The 17891-nt window shown below is 66.8% G+C and carries 12 protein-coding genes; 11 read left to right on the top strand and 1 reads right to left on the bottom strand.

Annotation, left to right across the window (positions count from 1 at the left end):
• Window positions 1-11: 11 nt before the first annotated feature.
• From ACFTSA_RS16115 to ACFTSA_RS16090, 6 genes are all read left to right on the top strand, one after another.
• Window positions 12-1667, top strand: a complete 1656-nt coding sequence (locus tag ACFTSA_RS16115; protein ID WP_377952546.1) for a class I adenylate-forming enzyme family protein — start codon at window positions 12-14, stop codon at window positions 1665-1667.
• The gene (locus ACFTSA_RS16110) at window positions 1664-2665 is read left to right on the top strand and encodes an NADPH:quinone oxidoreductase family protein (protein WP_377952544.1); all 1002 of its coding nucleotides are present in this window, start codon (window positions 1664-1666) and stop codon (window positions 2663-2665) included. Before ACFTSA_RS16115 ends, ACFTSA_RS16110 begins: the two co-directional genes overlap by 4 nt.
• A 131-nt stretch (window positions 2666-2796) precedes the next feature.
• The gene (gene tcuA / locus ACFTSA_RS16105) at window positions 2797-4269 is read left to right on the top strand and encodes an FAD-dependent tricarballylate dehydrogenase TcuA (protein ID WP_377952543.1); all 1473 of its coding nucleotides are present in this window, start codon (window positions 2797-2799) and stop codon (window positions 4267-4269) included.
• A 54-nt stretch (window positions 4270-4323) separates the two neighbouring features.
• Window positions 4324-5457, top strand: a complete 1134-nt coding sequence (locus ACFTSA_RS16100) for an XdhC family protein (RefSeq protein ID WP_377952542.1) — start codon at window positions 4324-4326, stop codon at window positions 5455-5457.
• Between the two features lie 516 nt (window positions 5458-5973).
• Window positions 5974-6543 carry a hypothetical protein gene (locus ACFTSA_RS16095; RefSeq protein ID WP_377952540.1) on the top strand — a complete coding sequence of 190 codons (570 nt, stop codon included), beginning with the start codon at window positions 5974-5976 and terminating at the stop codon, window positions 6541-6543.
• On the top strand, window positions 6540-9449 hold the full coding sequence (locus ACFTSA_RS16090; RefSeq protein ID WP_377952539.1) for an ATP-binding cassette domain-containing protein: 2910 nt from the start codon (window positions 6540-6542) through the stop codon (window positions 9447-9449). The genes ACFTSA_RS16095 and ACFTSA_RS16090 overlap by 4 nt, the downstream gene beginning before the upstream one ends.
• Here ACFTSA_RS16090 and metH read toward each other — a convergent pair.
• A complete protein-coding gene (gene metH / locus ACFTSA_RS16085; RefSeq protein WP_377952538.1) occupies window positions 9439-13089 on the bottom strand; it encodes a methionine synthase in 3651 nt (1216 codons plus the stop codon). The genes ACFTSA_RS16090 and metH overlap by 11 nt on opposite strands.
• A gap of 143 nt (window positions 13090-13232) precedes the next feature.
• Between metH and ACFTSA_RS16080 the strand changes: the two genes are divergently transcribed.
• From ACFTSA_RS16080 to ACFTSA_RS16060, 5 genes are all read left to right on the top strand, one after another.
• A complete protein-coding gene (locus tag ACFTSA_RS16080; RefSeq protein ID WP_377952537.1) occupies window positions 13233-14360 on the top strand; it encodes a mandelate racemase/muconate lactonizing enzyme family protein in 1128 nt (375 codons plus the stop codon).
• A gap of 10 nt (window positions 14361-14370) precedes the next feature.
• Window positions 14371-15066: a FadR/GntR family transcriptional regulator gene (locus ACFTSA_RS16075; RefSeq protein WP_377952535.1), complete on the top strand. Its 696-nt coding sequence runs from the start codon at window positions 14371-14373 to the stop codon at window positions 15064-15066.
• 164 nt (window positions 15067-15230) lie between these two features.
• The gene (locus ACFTSA_RS16070; RefSeq protein WP_377952534.1) at window positions 15231-16595 is read left to right on the top strand and encodes an MFS transporter; all 1365 of its coding nucleotides are present in this window, start codon (window positions 15231-15233) and stop codon (window positions 16593-16595) included.
• A 249-nt stretch (window positions 16596-16844) separates the two neighbouring features.
• Window positions 16845-17579: a hypothetical protein gene (locus ACFTSA_RS16065; protein ID WP_377952532.1), complete on the top strand. Its 735-nt coding sequence runs from the start codon at window positions 16845-16847 to the stop codon at window positions 17577-17579.
• Window positions 17580-17790: 211 nt separating this feature from the next.
• The coding region (locus ACFTSA_RS16060) for a helix-turn-helix domain-containing protein (RefSeq protein WP_377952668.1) at window positions 17791-17891 on the top strand (101 nt) is incomplete at its 3' end.

The following is a 17891-nucleotide window of genomic DNA, read 5'->3' as shown; positions in this document are numbered from 1 at the left end:
CGACTACCACTATGACAAATCGAATGCTGACCCGCCTGGACCTGCCACAAGCGCACAGGTACTACGCAGAAGGCCACTGGCAGGACGAGACGATTTACGGACTCGCCCGGAAAGCGGCCACCCTCTACCCGGACGAGACCGCCGTCATGGAACGGTCCCGGAACATCACCTACCGCTCAATGCTCGACGCCGTGGATCGCCTCGCCGGCCACCTCGCCGACGCCGGGCTAACAAGCGGGGACCGGGTAGCCATCTGGTTGCCGAGCAGGGCCGAGGTCGCTGTCGCCCTGCTCGCCTGCTCCCGCAACGGCTACATCGCCTGCCCGGCGCTCCACCGCGACCACACCGTAGGAGACGTCCTTGCCCTCACGGAACGGATCCGGGCGAAGGCCTTCATCGGGCAGCACGGCTACGGGGCGGACAGCGACCGCGCGGACATCTTCACCCGGCTGGACGAGGTGGAGTCGGTCCGGACCCACATCCGGCTGGGGACCGCCGGGCCGGACACGGATTTGTTCCCCACGTGCCCGCCCAGGCCGGCACGCACTGCCCCCCATCCAGACCCCGATTCGATCGTGTACCTGGCGTTCACTTCAGGAACCACCGGCCTGCCCAAGGGAGTGATGCACTCGAGCAATACGCTCCTGGCACCGGTCCGGGCACTGGCGAAGGACTGGGACCTCGCTGCGGACATGGTCATCTACTCCCTCTCGCCGCTCAGCCACAACCTCGGATTCGGCGCGATGCTCCTGGCCCTGACCGGTGGAGGAACGCTGGTGGCCCACGACCTCCGCCGGGGGGAAAGCGTGGCCCACCGCATCGCATCAACGGGTGCCACGTTCGTCTTCGGCGTACCCACCCATGCGATCGACCTGCTGGCCGAACTCGAGCGCGGCGACATCGAATCGTTGCCCGAGCTGAAGGGCTTCCGGATTTCCGGCGCCGCGATTCCCACCGATGTAGCGGAGCGCTTGATCGCCGCGGGCGTGGTACCCCAGAGCGGCTACGGCATGACTGAAGCAGGCTCCCACCACTACACGCTTCCCGACGACGGTGCCGAGCTGATAGTCGGCACGTCGGGGCGGCCGTTCGGAGGCCACGAGGCCAGGATCGTGGACCGGGAGAATCCGTCCGTTGAAGTCCCGGCGGGCACCGTAGGGCAGATCGTCGGGCGCGGACCCAGCGTCATGCTCGGCTACTTCGATGACCAAACCGCAACGGAGACGTCCTTTACCCATGACAGCTGGTTCCTGACCGGCGATCTTGGCTGGGTGGACGATGCCGGGTACATCCGGATCACCGGGCGCAAGAAGGACGTCATCATCCGCGGCGGCCACAACATCTTCCCCGCGAAAATCGAGAATCTCGCCTCGCGGTTCGAGGCCGTGGGCAAAGCCGCCGCCATCCCCGTCCGGGACAGCCGGCTCGGCGAACGGGTCTGCCTGGTGGTGACGCGTGCCGGGCTGTCCGATCCCGATCCCGAGGACCTGCTGGCGTTCCTGGACAAGGAAGGGTTGTCCAAGTACGACATGCCCGAATTCCTGCAGGTTGTGGATTCCATCCCCCTCCTGCCCTCCGGAAAGCTGGATAAGCGGAGCCTGGTGGCGCAGGTGGATTCCGGCGAAATCACCCCGACGCCCATCCGCTTCACGGCGGCCGTCCGATGAGCGCGGGCATGCGGGCGGTCCGCATCCGCGAGTTCGGCAACCTGGCCACTGCCGGCGTCGTCGATGGCGATGCGCCGGTTCCCGGCGCCGGTGAGGTCGTGATCGACGTTGAGGCGGTGCCGGTCAACTTCGTGGACCTCGTGACCATGCGGGGCGCCTACCAGTTCCGCCCGGCCCTGCCCTACACGCCCGGCAAGGGCCCTGCAGGCTATGTCAGCGCCGTGGGACCGGGGATCGAACACCTCAAGGTCGGCGACCGGGTCCTCGGCATGGCGGAGTACGGCGGCTACGCGGAGAAGTGCGTCGTTCGCGGGGACCAGGCCTATCTGCTTCCAGAGGATCTCGGCTTCGTGGACGCCGCCGCGATGTCCCTGTCGTTTGATACCGCTTGGATGGGCCTGGTGGAAAGGGGCCGGCTCGCACCCGGCGAATCCGTCCTGGTGCTCGGGGCCAGCGGGGCCGTAGGCGGAGCGGCGGTGCAGCTTGCCAAGGCGCTCGGCGCGGGCACGGTCCTGGCCGGAATCTCCGACCCCTCCCGGTTCCAGCAAGTGGCAAACTTCGGGGCGGACGACTACGTCCTGCAGTCCGGACCCAACCTGCGCGACACGCTGCGGGACCGCGTCATGGAGTTGACCGACGGGCGCGGCGTCGACGTGGTGATCGACGCAATCGGCGGTGATGCGTTCGACGGCGCCGTCCGGGCCGTGGCCTGGAGGGGCCGCCTGGTTATTGTGGGGTTCGCCGCCGGACGGATCCCCACGCTCAAGATGAACTACCCGATGCTGAAGAACATCGAGGTATCCGGCCTCCAGATCAGCGACTACCGGAAACGCGCGCCGGAACTCATGCGGGAGTGCTTCGACAGCATTTTCGGACTCTATTCCAAGGGGCTCCTGACCCCGCCGCGAAGCGAAACATTCGGGCTGGATGACTGGCGGAGGGCCGTGGAGGCACTCGCGTCCAAATCCACGAGGGCGCGGCTGGTCCTGACTCCCTGAGCCACAGGCCACCTAAGCAGCAGCCGGCCACCCGGCAGCCCACCAGCGTCCCAGGCCAATGGCCGACGACTGCCCCCGAATGTATACAGAAATATTCAAGTGAATCCACGAGGGTCGAAAAGGAGATCCACATGTCCCGTCAAGAAGATCGAACAGACGTCGTAGTTGTGGGTGGAGGCAACGCTGGTTTCAGCGCGGCCATCGCTGCCGCCGAGCGCGGCCGCCGTGTCGTCCTGCTGGAGAAGTCGCCCCATTCCGCCCGCGGCGGCAACAGCTACTACACGGCCGGTGCCTTCCGGATCACGCACGACGGACTGGGCAGCCTGGGCGACCTGATCGAGCCGGACCCCCGGCACGCCGCCACCGACCTTCCCAGCTACACGGCGTCGGACTTCCAACTCGACATGAAGCGGGTGACCAACGGCAGCAACGACCAGACCCTGACCGACGTCCTGGTGGACAACAGCGCCGACACCCTACGCTGGCTCCACGGCCACGGCTTGCGCTTCCGCTTGATGTACGAACGCCAGGCCTACCCGGACGCAGCGGGCAGGCACCGGTTCTGGGGTGGCCTTGCGGTGGGATCCGTCGGCGGCGGTGTCGGACTGATCGAACAGCACGCAGACGCAGCCGCGCGCCTCGGCGTCGAGGTCCGTTACGAGGCGGCGGGCGAGTCGCTCCTCGTTGAGGACGGTGCCATCGTCGGCGTCGTTTACCGGGACGCTGCCGGAAAGCAGGCCGAACTCCGGGCTGATTCGGTCATCCTCTCCGCCGGCGGCTTCGAAGCTGACGCTACCATGCGGCGGAAGTACCTGGGCGAGGGTTGGGAACGCGCCAAGGTCCGCGGCAACCCGCTCAACACCGGTGACATGCTTCGGGCAGCGCTCGACGCCGGTGCCGCACCTTACGGTGACTGGACCACCTGCCACAGCGTGGCTTGGGATGCGAACGCACCGGAGAACGGCAGCCGCGTCCTCACGAACCAGCTGACCCGCGGAGGCTACTTCCTGGGCATCGTGGTCAACATCAACGGCGAGCGGTTCATTGACGAAGGCAGCGACTACCGCAATTACACCTACGCCAAGTACGGTGCCGAGATCCTGAAGCAGCCGGAAGGACGGGCCTTCCAGATCTACGACGCAACCACCAGGCCCATGCTGCGCAGCGAAGAATACGACTCCGACGGCGCCAGCGTGCACGTGGCCGATTCGCTCGAGGAACTCGCAGCCTCCATTGGCGTCAACGCCGATGCCTTCCTCAAGACGGTGCAGACCTTCAACGCCAACATCGACGCCGCACGGCCGTTCGACGCCAGCACCAAGGACGGGCGCTCCTCCGCCGTGGAACCGCCCAAGAGCAACTGGGCCGTGGAAATCAAGGAAGCACCCTTCTACGCATTCCCGGTAACGTGCGGTATCACCTTCACGTTCGGCGGCCTCCGCGCCGACGATCACGGCCGGGTGCTCAAGGACGACGGGTCCGGCATCCCCGGCCTCTACGTTTGCGGCGAAATGCTCGGAGGGCTGTTCAGCGGCAACTACCCGGGCGGTTCCGGACTGACCTCCGGCGCCGTCTTCGGCCGCCGCGCCGGGTCGCTCGCCTAAGAAGCGGCGACGGCGCCTGGAAGACACACCGGACCACACGGGAGGAACTGATTCATGCGCGACATCCTTGAGGACATCGCATCATGGCACCGCGACGGCAGGCGCTTCGCGGTAGCCACGGTGGTACGCACCTGGAACTCGTCACCGCGCCCTGCGGGGGCATCCATGGCGGTGGCCGAAATCGGAGAGGTGATCGGCAGTGTCTCCGGCGGGTGCGTCGAAGGCGCAGTGTATGAAGTGGCCCGGGAGGTCCTGGAGACGGGGGTTCCGCAGCTCGTCCGGTACGGCGTTTCGGATGACAACGCCTTTGCTGCCGGCCTGACGTGCGGCGGAATCCTCGAGCTCCTGGTCCAGGTGGCGGATTCGACGGCCTTCCCCGACTTGGGCAAGGTCATGGAAGCCGTTGCCGCCAGGCGCCCAGTGGCGATTGCCACCATCATCGTCGGTTCGGATTCGCTTGGACACCGCCTTGTGGTCGAGCCGTCCGGGACGCGCGGCTCGCTCGGCCCCGAGGGCTTGACAGAAGCGGTGGCCAGCGGAGCCCTCGGAATGCTGGAGCACGGAACCAGCGGCGTCCTGCACGTGGGAAGCGAAGGAGAACGCCGGTCCGATGAAGTGTCGGTCTTCGTCGAGTCGATGGCACCGCCGCCGCGCATGATCGTGTTCGGGGCCATCGACTTTGCCGCCGCCGTCGCCCGCATCGGAAAGTTCCTCGGCTACCACGTGACGGTCTGCGACGCCCGGCCCCTCTTCGCCACCAAGGCCCGGTTCCCGGAGGCCGACGAGATCGTTGTCGCCTGGCCGCACCAATACTTGTCGAAGACCGACGTCGACGAGCGCACGGTCCTCTGCGTCCTGACCCATGACCCCAAATTCGATGGCCCGCTCCTGGAACGGGCGCTGCGCACCCAAGCGGGCTACATCGGCGCCATGGGCAGTCGCCGGACTCACGACATGCGAATAGCCCAACTGCGCGAAACCGGCTTTTCGGAGGAAGAACTGGCCAAACTTCGATCCCCGATCGGCCTAGACCTGGGCGCCAGGACGCCGGAGGAGACCGCCGTGTCGATTGCCGCGGAAATCATCTCGACGTTTTGCGGCGGCACTGGTCATCCATTGACTAACACGACCAAACCCATTCACCGACTGCCACTGGCCTCACACACGCTCATCGCGACAGACCATTAGACTCTTCAAATAAGGGAAAACTCGGTAACCTTTGTGTCTGTCCAAGTCCCCATTCTGAGTGTGGATAAGGTCTCACCTGAACCGGACTCAGTGGCTGGTTCGAACCCCCAGTGCATGCGCCGCCGGAAGTCGGCCGTCAAGCTTCACGCCTGACGTCAGGGTGGGATACACCCCCCAACCTGACGTCAAGTAGCCGGTCAAGGAACGTCAGAATGGAGTCCGTTTCCCTTTTGTTGACGGCCCCCTCTCGAAGGTCTCAGATGTCAACCTGACAAATCCCGCGCATGACGGTCCCTCCAGCGCGACACTCTCGAGTCGTTCCCAACTGGCAGGTTTCCGCATGGATAAGTCCCGTATGCACTGCCCGCGAAAGTGCCCGCCGGGGGTGCCTCACAGCGCTACACGTAGCGCCGCACATGTGTTGGCCACGCCGGCGTCGGGTTGGTCAACGGATACCCAACGTCACACAACGCCCCAGCAACCGGTTCCGGACCGGCAACGTCCTACCCTTGACTGGTGACTTTGACTAAGATCCGCACCGCCGCCGCGACCTCGCTCGCCGCCGCCGGTCTCCTGTTTACTCTGGCCGCGTGTTCCGCGCCGGCCACCACACAGCCCGCCACCTCTGCCCCTGCTTCCACTTCAACGGCAACCGCAGCGGCTTCATCCAGCGCCGCCGCCGGACCCTGCAACGGAGTCAAGGTCATCGTCGATTCGGGCGCCCTGAAGCAGGCCGCCGCTGACACGTCCGTTTGCGTGCCTGCGGACGGGCCGACTCTCGCGTCCAAGGTCCTCGACGAGGCCAAGGTGAAGACCGAGGGCACTGACCAATACCCCAAGGAACTGGTGTGCCGTGTGAACGGTGTGCCCGCCGCAGACTTTGACATCGCCCACAAGGGCGGCACGTACAAGGAAGAATGCAAGAAGACGCCCGCTTCCTTCGCCTACTGGGCACTGTGGGTCAAGCCGGCCTCGGGTGCCTGGGGATACGCGCAGGAAGGCCTCGCCACCCTGAAGGTCAGCCCGGGACAGAGCCTGGAACTGCTCTTCACGGTCGACGGCGCACCGGCCGCACCCGCGGCGTGACCTTCCGACCCGCGCCGTTACGCGCAGCGGCGGCTCTCGCCGCCGTCTTCATCGCGGCGCGGGTCATCTACCGCCTCCTCTTCAACGGGGCGGGCACCGGCAGCCCGGTTCTGCTCGACACACCGCCGGTGCCGCTGCCTGCCCCGTACGCCCATGTTGTCCTCCTCGGTCCGGTGACGGTGCCTGGCCTGTGGGAGGCGGTCCTGTCCGCCCTGCCGATTGCGGGCATGATCCTCGCTTTCGGCATCCTCAACGCCTGGGTGGATGTGGCCCGCGGCTTCGTGCACCTGGCCCGCGGCGGCCCCATGCAGGGCATTGCACGGATGCTTGTGGTGGCTTGGGCGGCGCTGCCGGCGCTCTCCGACGCCGTGAACTCCGTGCGCCTGGCCTCCCGACTGCGCGGCGAACGATTCGGACCCCGCGCCCTTGTTCCCGTGCTCGAACGCACACTCGAGCACGCCAGCCGTGTTGCCGCGGCGCTGGAGCTGCGCGGCTTTGGCAGCCGGGCGGCACACCAGCCCGCCCGCGGTAGCCAAGCACCGATTCTGATCCGGGACGCACAATTCCGCATCGGCACCACGCGGGTGCGCGTCGCGGATTTCGCGCCGTCCAGCGGGTCAATCACGGTCATCACCGGGCCGACGGGCTCCGGCAAATCCACCATCCTGCGGGGCATCGCGGGGCTCCTGTCGCACGTCGACGGCGGCGAAATTTCCGGCACGCTGCTGGTCGCCGGAACGGACCGTGCCGCCGCACCGCCGCGCGACACTGCCCGCCTCGTCGGCGTCGTATTGCAGAACCCCCGCGCTGCCTTCGCCACCACCCGGGTCCGGGACGAAATCTCCCTCGCACTTGAGCTGCGCGGCGTGGCATCCGCAACTGCCAAAGCCTGGGTGCTGGAGGTCGCGGAGCGTGTCGGGGTGTCGGCACTGCTGGACCGCAATCTCAGCACCCTCTCCGCGGGTGAGGCAACCCTCGTAGCCATCGCCGCCGCCATAGTGGAGCATCCGCCCCTCCTCCTCGTTGACGAGCCCCTCGCCGACCTCGACACGGCAACACGCAGGCACGTCATCGCCGTGCTCAACGCCCTCGCCCGCGACGCGCGCGTCTGCGTCATCGTGGCGGAGCACCGGGCGGAGCCGCTGGTACCCGTTACAGACGCGTGGTGGAAAATCGACGGCGGCGCCCTGGTACCTGGTGCTGCTCCCGCACCTTCGCATCCGGACGCCGACCGTCCGACGCCGGCACAGCCGGCCGTGCCGGCGGTACAGCACGCTCCGGTGCTGACGGCGACAAACCTCGCGGTGCACCGCGACGGCAAACCGCTCGTGCGCGACGCCTCCCTTCGCCTGCACCGCGGCGAAGTGGTCGCCCTGGTGGGGCCTAACGGTGCCGGAAAGTCGTCCCTCCTTGTGGCACTCGCCCTCGGTGAAGGCACTCTCCATGAACGCGCACCCGGGAACAACACAGCCGACGGCGGCCGCATAGCCCTCGTCCCGGACGCCTCCGACGACCTCTTCACCAGGGATACCGTCGCTGCCGAGCTCCGCGCGGCAGATCGACGTCGGTCACGCCGAAAAAGCGGCGCACAACCTGCGCCCGGCGGCGCCGCTTCACGCCTTGCCCGTTTGCGGGGAGACGTCCGGATTCCCATTGGACACGAGCATCCCCGGGACCTCTCCGCGGGTGAGCGCAGGATCCTGGCCATCGCACTGCAGACCATGGACGACCCGCAGGTGCTCCTGGTCGATGAGCCGACGCGGGGGCTCGATCCGGCGGCGCGCAGAGCAGTGTCGGCGGCGCTGCGGGCCGCAGCTGACTCCGGCGCGGCGGTCCTGATCGCCACGCACGACCTCGATTTCGCCTACGGCCTCGGCGCCCGGATCCTCCCGATGCGTGACGGCGTCGCCCCCGCGTCCGCGACAGAAGCCGTGCCGGCCGGCGCCGCCACAGCGCAGGGCTTCACAGAACAACGCAGCGAAATCGCGCACCGTCCCCAAGCAGCACCACCGTTCGCCGACCGGCCAACGGACCTTCCAGCGGCCGGGAAAGCCCGCCATATCCGGATGCCACGGGCCGCCGAGCTGACCGTTCTCGCGGCTGCAAACGTTCTTGCTCTCGGCGCATTCTGCTGGCCCTTGCTCGCTGCGGCCCTCCCGGAGGATGCCGCCGCGGCCATCCCCTATGCGGCGCTGGCTATGGCCCCCCTTGCCGTCGTTGCCATCGTGGTGTCCCTGGACGGCTCGGTCCGCTCCGCACACACGGTGGCGCTGCTCGGCGTCCTGGCCGCTGTCGGCTCGGCGGTGCGGGTGGCCAGCACCGGCGTCGGGGGTGTGGAGGCGGTGTTTATCCTGCTGATCCTGGCCGGCCGGGCCTTCGGTGCCCGCTTCGGCATGCTCCTCGGCGCCGCCACCATCGCCGTCTCCAGCGCCTTGTGGAGCGGCATCGGCCCCTGGTCACCGTTCCAGATCTTCGCCTGCGCGTGGGTGGGTGCCGGAGCAGGCCTGCTCCCCCGCCGGGTGCGGGGGCGGGCCGAACTGTGGATGCTGTGCGGCTACGGCGTCGTTGCGTCCTACGTGTTCGGCCTGCTGACCAATCTGTGGTTCTGGCCCTTCGCTGTCGGCGCGGGCACCGGCATCTCCTACGTGCCCGGCGCTCCACTGGCCAGCAATCTCAGCAGCTTCCTGCTCTACTCGCTGTTAACTTCGACGGCGGGCTGGGACACCCTGCGTGCCATCACCACAATCATCGGAATCGCCGTGGTTGGGCGGGCCATTCTCGCCGCGCTGCGGCGGGTCAAGCCGGTCTCCAGCCCGGGGCTGGGCCGAAGCCCGGGCGGGCAAACCGCCCGGGCCCAAACCGCTGGGGCCCAATCCACTCAGGCCAGGGACCGCATCACACCTTGAAGTACTTCGCCTCCGGGTGGTGGAACACGAACGCATCGGTGGACTGTTCGGGGTGCAGCATCAGCTCGTCGCTCAGGACCACGCCCATCCGCTCGGGATGCAGCAGTTCCACCACCTTGCGGCGGTCCTCCATGTCCGGGCACGCGGGGTAGCCGAGAGAGAACCGCGCCCCGCGGTAATCGAGCTTGAACAGGCCGGCCTTGTCCTTGGGGTCCTCGGCCGCGAAGCCCAGCTCCGAGCGGATGCGTGCGTGCCAGAACTCAGCGAGTGCCTCGGTGAGCTGCATGACCAGGCCATTGAGCTCGTAATAGTCGCGGTAGTGGTCGCCGGCGAAGAGCTTGGCAGTCACCTGATCGACATTGCCGCCGGCGGTCACCAGCTGCACGGGCAGAACGTCCACCTGGCCCGATTCGCGCGAACGCACGAAATCGGCGAGGCACAGGTGCCGGTCGCGGCGCTGGCGCGGGAAGTCGAAACGCAGCCGTTCGGTGCCGAGCGGACCGCCTGATCCGCCATCGGGGGCGAGCAGGCCCGCGGTACCAAGGACGCCGTCGCGATCCTCCCCGTGGTGCAGCACCACCACCTGTTCCCCCTCGGAGACCACCGGGAAGTAGCCGTACGCTACGGACGCGTCGAGCATTCCCTCGGCAAGGATGCGGTCCATCCAGTACCGCAGCCGCGGCCGGCCCTCGCGTTCCACCAGTTCCTCATAGGAGGCGCCGTCCTCGCCGCGGCCGGGCTTGAGCCCCCACTGCCCCATGAAAGTGGCCCGCTCATCGAGGAAAGCCGCGAAGTCGTGGAGTGCGACGCCGCGCACGATGCGCGTGCCCCAGAACGGCGGCGAAGGCACGTGGTTATCGGCGGCGACGTCGGACCGGCCGGGCATTGCCTCGGGCTCGGTCACCTTGAACTTCGGGCCTCCTTTATGGATCCGCTTCTTCAGGGCGGGCAGGCCGACCTCCGCAGGGTCAGCGCCGCGGGCAACCTGCACCAGCGGCTCCATGAGGGACAGGCCCTCGAAGGCGTCTTTCGCGTAGCGGACCTCGCCCTCAAACTGTCCTGCCAGGTCCTGCTCGACGTAGGCGCGGGTCAGCGCCGCGCCGCCGAGGATGATCGGCCACTTGTTCGCCAGCCCGCGGGACTGCAGTTCCTCGAGGTTCTCCTTCATCACCACCGTGGATTTAACGAGCAGGCCGGACATGCCGATCACGTCCGCGTCGTGTTCCTCGGCCGCGGCGATGATGTCGGCGATCGGCTGTTTGATGCCGAGGTTGATCACCTTGTAGCCGTTGTTGGTGAGGATGATGTCCACCAGGTTCTTGCCGATGTCGTGCACATCGCCGCGCACGGTGGCGATCACCATGGTGCCCTTGCCGGAAGCATCCGACTTCTCCATGTGCGGCTCAAGCAGGGCCACCGCGGTCTTCATCACCTCGGCGGACTGCAGCACGAACGGCAGCTGCATCTCGCCGGCGCCGAAGCGTTCGCCCACCACCTTCATGCCCTCGAGCAGGTAGTCGTTGATGATGCCGAGCGGGGTCAGCCCCTCGGCGCGGGCCAGGTCCAGGTCCTCTTCAAGGCCCTTTCCTTCGCCGTCTATGATGCGCCGCTCCAGGCGTTCGCCGGTGGGCAGCGCCGCAAGTTCCGCCGCGCGCTGGTCCTTCAGCGCCGCGGTGTCGACGCCGGCGAACAGGTCCAGCATGCTGGCCAGCGGGTCGTACGTCAGGTTGCCGTCGGCGTCGTATTCGCGGCGGTCCCAGACGAGGTCCAACGCCACCTTGCGCTGGTCCTCCGGCAGTGAAGCGAGCGGCACGATCTTGGCCGCATCGATGATGCCGCTGGTCAAGCCCGCCTGTACGGCCTCGTGCAGGAACACCGAGTTCAGGACGATGCGCGCCGCCGGGTTCAGGCCAAAGGACACGTTCGAGACGCCGAGGGTGGTTTGGATGCCTGGATACTTCGTGGTGATCTGGCGGATGGCTTCGATCGTTTCGATGGCATCCCGGCGGGTTTCTTCCTGTCCGGTGGCGATGGGGAAGGTCAGGCAGTCGACGATGATGTCCTCGACGCGCATCCCCCATTCGCCCACCAGGGAATCGACCAGGCGGGAAGCGATGGCCACCTTGCCGTCAGTGGTGCGCGCCTGGCCGTGTTCGTCGATGGTCAGGGCGATCACGGCGGTGCCGTGTTCCTTCACGAGCGGCATGATGCGCGCGAAGCGGCTGTCCGGGCCCTCGCCGTCCTCGTAGTTGACGGAGTTGACCACCGGGCGTCCGCCGATGAGTTCGAGCCCGGCCTGCAGGACGGGCGGTTCGGTGGAGTCGATGACGAGCGGGAGCGTGGAGGCTGACGCGAAACGTGAGACGACCTCCTTAATGTCGGCCACGCCGTCTCGCCCCACGTAGTCGATGCAGACGTCGAGCAGGTGCGCGCCGACGCGGACCTGCTCCCGGGCGATGTCGACGCAGTCGTCCCAGCGCTCGTCAAGCATCGCCTGGCGGAACGCCTTCGAACCGTTCGCATTGGTGCGCTCACCAATCGCGAGGTACGCAGACTCCTGGTCGAAGTTCACGTGATGGTAGAGGGAGGCGATGCCTGCTTCACGCTCGGTGGGAACGCGGCCGCCGTCGGCTCCCCTCCCGCCGCTGGTGACAGCGGCCGAGGTGCGGAAGGGGGCAAGACGCTCGACGACGGCGGCCATGTGCTCCGGCGTCGTACCGCAACATCCGCCCACGAGGCCAAGGCCGAATTCCCGCACGAACTGCTCGTGCGCCGTGGCGAGTTCGGTGGGCGAGAGCGGATAGTGCGCGCCGTTGGCACCAAGGACCGGCAGGCCTGCGTTGGGCATGCAGGCGATCGCCACGGAGGACTGCTTGGCCAGGTGGCGCAGGTGCTCGCTCATCTCGTCGGGCCCGGTGGCGCAGTTCAGGCCGATGGCGTCGACGCCGAGCGGTTCGAGCGCGGTGAGCGCCGCACCGATTTCGGAGCCCATCAGCATTGTTCCGGTGGTCTCGACGGTCACCTCGACGAAGATCGGGAGGCGGACGCCGCGGGCCACGATCGCCTGCTTGCAACCGTTGACCGCGGCTTTGGTCTGCAGGAGGTCCTGGCTCGTTTCGATCAGGAATGCATCCGCTCCGCCGTCGATGAGTCCTTCGGCCTGCAACGCGAACGTCTGCTTCAGGTAGTCATAGCTGGTGTGCCCCAGGCTGGGGAGCTTGGTGCCCGGACCCATTGAGCCCAGGACCCACCGCATCCGTCCGTCTGTTTTTTCTGCCGCTTCGGCGCGGTCCCGGGCGATTTCGGCGCCTTTGCGGGCGAGCTCTTCAATCCGGTCGTCGATGCCGTAGTCGGAGAGGTTGGACCAGTTCGCGCCGAAGGTGTTGGTTTCGACGGCATCGATTCCCGTGGCGAAGTACGCGTCGTGAATGTCCGCGAGGACATCCGGACGCGTGTCATTGAGGATCTCGTTGCAGCCTTCCAGTCCCTGGAAGTCAGTCTCGAGCGACAGGTCCCTGCCCTGCAGCATGGTGCCCATTGCACCGTCGGCGATGACCAGCCGGTGGTTCACCGCATCCAGGAGCGCTTGGGCGCGGACGGGGCGGGGGACGGAGTCGATGTCAAGCGGAAAACGAGGCATGTAAACAGCCTACGGGCGGGGGCAGATCTCCGCGCCGTATTTCCCCTGTGCTACGACGACGGGATAACCACTTGTAGTACAAGAATCAGACTTGTATCCTAAGCAGGCGGGGCGATGTTGCCCCTACTTCCCAAGGAGAACCAATGAGCACCGTCGACCTCATCCGGCACGTCAAACTTTCCACCGCCCGCCTGCCACTGGCCGTCCCGATCAGCGACGCCAAAGTGTTCACGGGCCGCCAGAAGCCCATGACCGAGGTCGTTTTCCTCTTCGCCGAGATCACCACGGAACAGGGCCACACCGGCCTCGGCTTCAGCTACTCCAAACGCGCCGGCGGCCCTGCCCAGTACGCCCACGCCAAGGAAGTCGCCGAAGGCATCATCGGCGAGGACCCCAACGACATCGGCAAGCTCTACACCAAGCTGCTCTGGGCCGGCGCCTCCGTGGGCCGCTCCGGCGTCGCTACCCAGGCCCTTGCGGCCATCGACATCGCCCTGTACGACCTCAAGGCCAAGCGCGCCGGGCTGCCCTTGGCCAAGCTCCTGGGCTCCTACCGCGACTCCGTCCAGACCTACAACACCTCTGGCGGCTTCCTGAACGCCACCCTGGATGAGGTGAAGGCCCGCGCCACGCAGTCCGTCGAAGAGGGCATCGGCGGCATCAAGATCAAGGTGGGCCTCCCGGACACCAAGGAAGACCTGCGCCGCGTGGCCGGCATCCGGGAACACATCGGCTGGGACGTTCCCCTCATGGTGGACGCCAACCAGCAGTGGGATCGCGCCACGGCCCTGCGCATCGGCCGCCAGCTCGAAGAGTTCAGCCTCATCTGGATCGAAGAGCCCCTGGATGCCTACGACTTCGAAGGCCACGCCCACCTCGCCCAGGTCCTGGACACCCCCATCGCCACCGGCGAAATGCTCGCCTCCGTGGGCGAGCACAAGGGCCTCATCGCCGCCAGCGGCTGCGACATCATCCAGCCCGACGCCCCGCGCGTCGGCGGCATCACCCAGTTCCTCCGCCTGGCGGCCCTCGCGGACGAGCGCGGCCTGGGCCTGGCGCCGCACTTCGCGATGGAAATCCACCTGCACCTGGCCGCCGCCTACCCGCGCGAACCGTGGGTGGAGCACTTCGACTGGCTGGACCCGCTGTTCAACGAGCGCCTCGAAACCAAGGACGGCCGCATGATCGTTCCGGACCGCCCGGGCCTCGGCGTCAGCCTCAGCGACCAGGCCCGCGCCTGGACCACCGAGACCGCGGAATTCGGCGCGTAACCTTGAATCCATGAGCCGGAACCTGACCGCGGACCTCGCCGCCGACCTTCGCACCCGCATTGTCGACGGCGTCATCCAGCCCGGTCAGAAGCTTCCGAGCGAGAATACCCTCATCGGCGAGTTCGGCGTCAGCCGGACGGTCGTCCGGTCCGCGCTCACGCGGCTACAGGCGGAGGGCCTCGTGGAAACCGAACGTGGGCGGGGCAGCTTTGCGCTGACCCCGCCCACGGGGGGTCCGACGTCGGGCCAGCCCACCAGGGCTGTGGTCACCGCCGAGGATCGGCTGCACCTGCTGGAATTCCGGATCGGCGTCGAGACCGAAGCGGCAGCGCTGGCCGCCGGAAACCGGACCGAGCGGCAGCTGAACACCCTGCGGCAGGCGCTGGCGGACTTCACGGACAGCGTCGAACACCCTGCACACGCGATGAAGGCGGACTTTGAATTCCACAAAGCCGTCGCCGCAGCCTCGGGCAACCCCTTCTATACAGACTGCCTTGCCTCCCTGGGCCAGACGATGATCGCCATGCCGCGCACCCGGCTGATGACCGGCGTCGAGCATTACGCCCGGGACCACTTCGAACAGGTGGTGCATGAACACGGCTCCATCTTTGCCGCCATCGCGGACAGCGACGGCGCCGCGGCGTCCGCGGCGATGCGCAACCACCTGGCCAACTCGCGGCGCAGGCTCAGGGCCGGGCGGGAATAGGCGCCGTCAGTAGTTCCCTGCGGGTATCACGCCATGCAATATGTGTGTTGGACGGGCATGAAAGCTACTGCTTACAGTTAATAAGTGCTGTGGCGAGGACCACAACGGCCTGCCCCGTAGTCCCCACAGCGTGCTTTTGCTGCTCTATCAAAGAGGATTCCCCCATGCAGTCTGTAGACATCGCTGTCGCGGATCTGGCTTCGGCCATGAAGAAGTTTTTCCGGCGTGTGCTGCCCGTCATGCTGGTCATGCTGGTGTGCAACCAGCTGAACCGGTCCAACATTGGCTACGCCCAGGACCATCTTCAGGCGGACGTCGGCATCGGTGCCGCGGCCTACGGCTTCGGCGCCGGGCTGTTCTTCATCGCCTACGCCATTTTCGAGCTTCCGAGCAACGTGATGATGGAAAAGTACGGCGCCAAGATCTGGCTGACGCGGATCATGGTCAGCTGGGGCATCGTGTCCTTCCTCATGGCCTTCGTCCAGAACGAGATGATGTTCTACGTTCTGCGGTTCCTGCTGGGTGCCGCGGAAGCCGGCTTCTTCCCTGCCGTCATCTTCTACTTCGCCCGCTGGGTGCCCGCCGGCCAGCGCGGCAAGGCAACCGCCGTCTTCATCGCCGGGTCCTCGGTGGCCGCTGCCCTGTCCGGTCCCATCGCCGGCATGCTCCTGAGCCTGCACGACGTCTTTGGCCTCCGCGGCTGGCAGTGGCTGTTCGGCTTCGAAGGCGTGCTGTCCGTCGTCGTCGGCATCATCGTGTTCTTCTTCCTTGACGCCAAGATCCAGGATGCCAAGTGGCTCACGGCCGCCGAGAAGTCGGCCCTCAACGCAACGATCGACCAGGAGGACGCCCAGCACACGACGGCCAACGGCACGCAGGGCGGTAAGGTCAACCGCTGGAAGATGCTCCTGAACCCGCAGATCCTCCTGCTGTGCGGCATCTACTTCTCGGTGCAGCTCTCCATCTACGCCAACACGTTCTGGCTGCCGACCATCGTCAAGCAGATCCCGGGCACCACGGACCTGAGCGTCGGCTTCCTCTCCTCCATCCCCTGGGTGTGCGCCGTCTTTGCCATGTACTTCGCCGCCAAGTGGCAGGACAAGGCAAAGTCCAAGCGGCCGCTGCTGGTTGCCGCACTCCTCGTGGCCGCCGTCGGTACCCTCGCGGCAGCCGTCGCTACCCCCGTCCTTGCCCTGGTGTTCCTCGCCATCGCAGCCATGGGCTTCAAGAGCGCCTCGCCGCTGTTCTGGACCATCCCGCAGTCGGCCCTGCACCCGCTGGTCCTCGCCCCTGCCATCGCCATCATTAACTCCCTGGGCAACCTCGGCGGCTTCGTGGCACCGTTCGGATTCGGCATCATCAAGGAGCAGACCGGAAGCGTGGTGCCTGGCCTGTTCGCCCTCGCCGCGGCATCAACGGTGGCGGCGATCCTGGTGTACTTCCTCAAGGAGCGGAAGCCAGCCGCGGAGGCTACGGAGAAGGCATCCGCGGCCGGCACAACCCGGATGGAGCCGTCAACGGCCAAGTAGGCCATCCACAGCGTTTGGGGCGGGTGTCGGTATTCCGGCACCCGCCCTGGGGCATGTTTCCTGCGTGCGCTCTGATTGTGCCGCCGGCGCTCTGGCATTGAAAGGACAGGCGTCGTACGCTCGGAGCAATCGCACGCGGCCGGGCGAAAGCCGAACGCTGCTCCCTGCGCTCCGGCCCCGGCTGGGCGATTTCCGGGATGGCCCGCGAAAACCCGCGGGCCAGCCGGCACAGGGAACGGGGATCCACTCATGCAACGAAGCATCACGCCAATCTCCCTTGCCGCGGCAGCGGCCATTTTCCTCGCGGGCTGCGGCGGACCGGCGCCCTCAAGCACGGCAGAGCCGTCGTCCGCGCCCGCCGCACCACCGTCCCCCGCACCGACGTCGTCGGCGAAGGCCTACACCAACGAGGACCTCACGGCGATCGTCACGGGACTCAAGGACGCCCAGGGCCGGGCCCTCACCGTGGTTCCCGCCGCCCAGGTGGACCAGGGCCTCATAGTCGCCCAGGAACTGCTCAAGAACGCCGTCATTACACCTAAAGCCTGCGGGGTGCTGGCAGACAACAACACCCAGGTGCCCGAGGGCAGCAGTTACGCCGCGGGCGCAAGCCTCGCGGCGGAGGCCAAGACTGCCACGGTCGTGACGGTATTCGCGGTGAAGGATCCCGCCGTCATGGCAACCCAGTTCGACAAAAGCCATGCAGCGGTTCGCGACTGCTCAACCTATAGGTTCGAATTGAAGGGGCAGAAGATCACGAGCACCATGAAGCCGGTCGAGGTAGCGGTGGCGGCGGACAAGTCGGTAAGCGCGCTGCAGACCCAGACTCTGCCCAATGGCCAGAAACAGGCCGTCCTCACCGTCACAGGTGTTAAAGGCACGCTGGCGGCCACAGCCGTGAAAACCGGGGCCGCGGGAACCGTGACAGCAAGTGCGGCCCCGGAGCTCGTCAAGCTCGTCAATGCCGCCCTGGCTGCCGGATGACAGGGCATGGCGGCCGGCCGGGTTTAGAGGTAGCCAGCTGAAACAAAAAAGAACCCCGGGAAATCATTGATTTCCCGGGGTTCTGATGCGTGCGCGAGGGGGTGTCTAGTTTCACGACATAGTTCACACGTGAGTCGGGACATCGTTCCCACCTGATGCTTCACCGGTGAGTCGGGTCATGGTTCACACCCGGAACGGCTGAGCATGATGCATGTCGAAGCAGAAAGTCATCGTCCTCGCCGTCCGTGACCAAGGCCTGAGCGTTGCTGACGCTGCACGCCGGTACGGAGTCAGCCGCCGCTGGGTGCACGA

Origin of the sequence: Arthrobacter sp. NPDC057013 (assembly GCF_042674585.1) — a bacterium.
In the GTDB taxonomy this organism is placed as follows: domain Bacteria; phylum Actinomycetota; class Actinomycetes; order Actinomycetales; family Micrococcaceae; genus Arthrobacter.
Note: the sequence above shows the minus strand (reverse complement) of the source record. Positions and strands in the feature narration are given on the sequence as shown.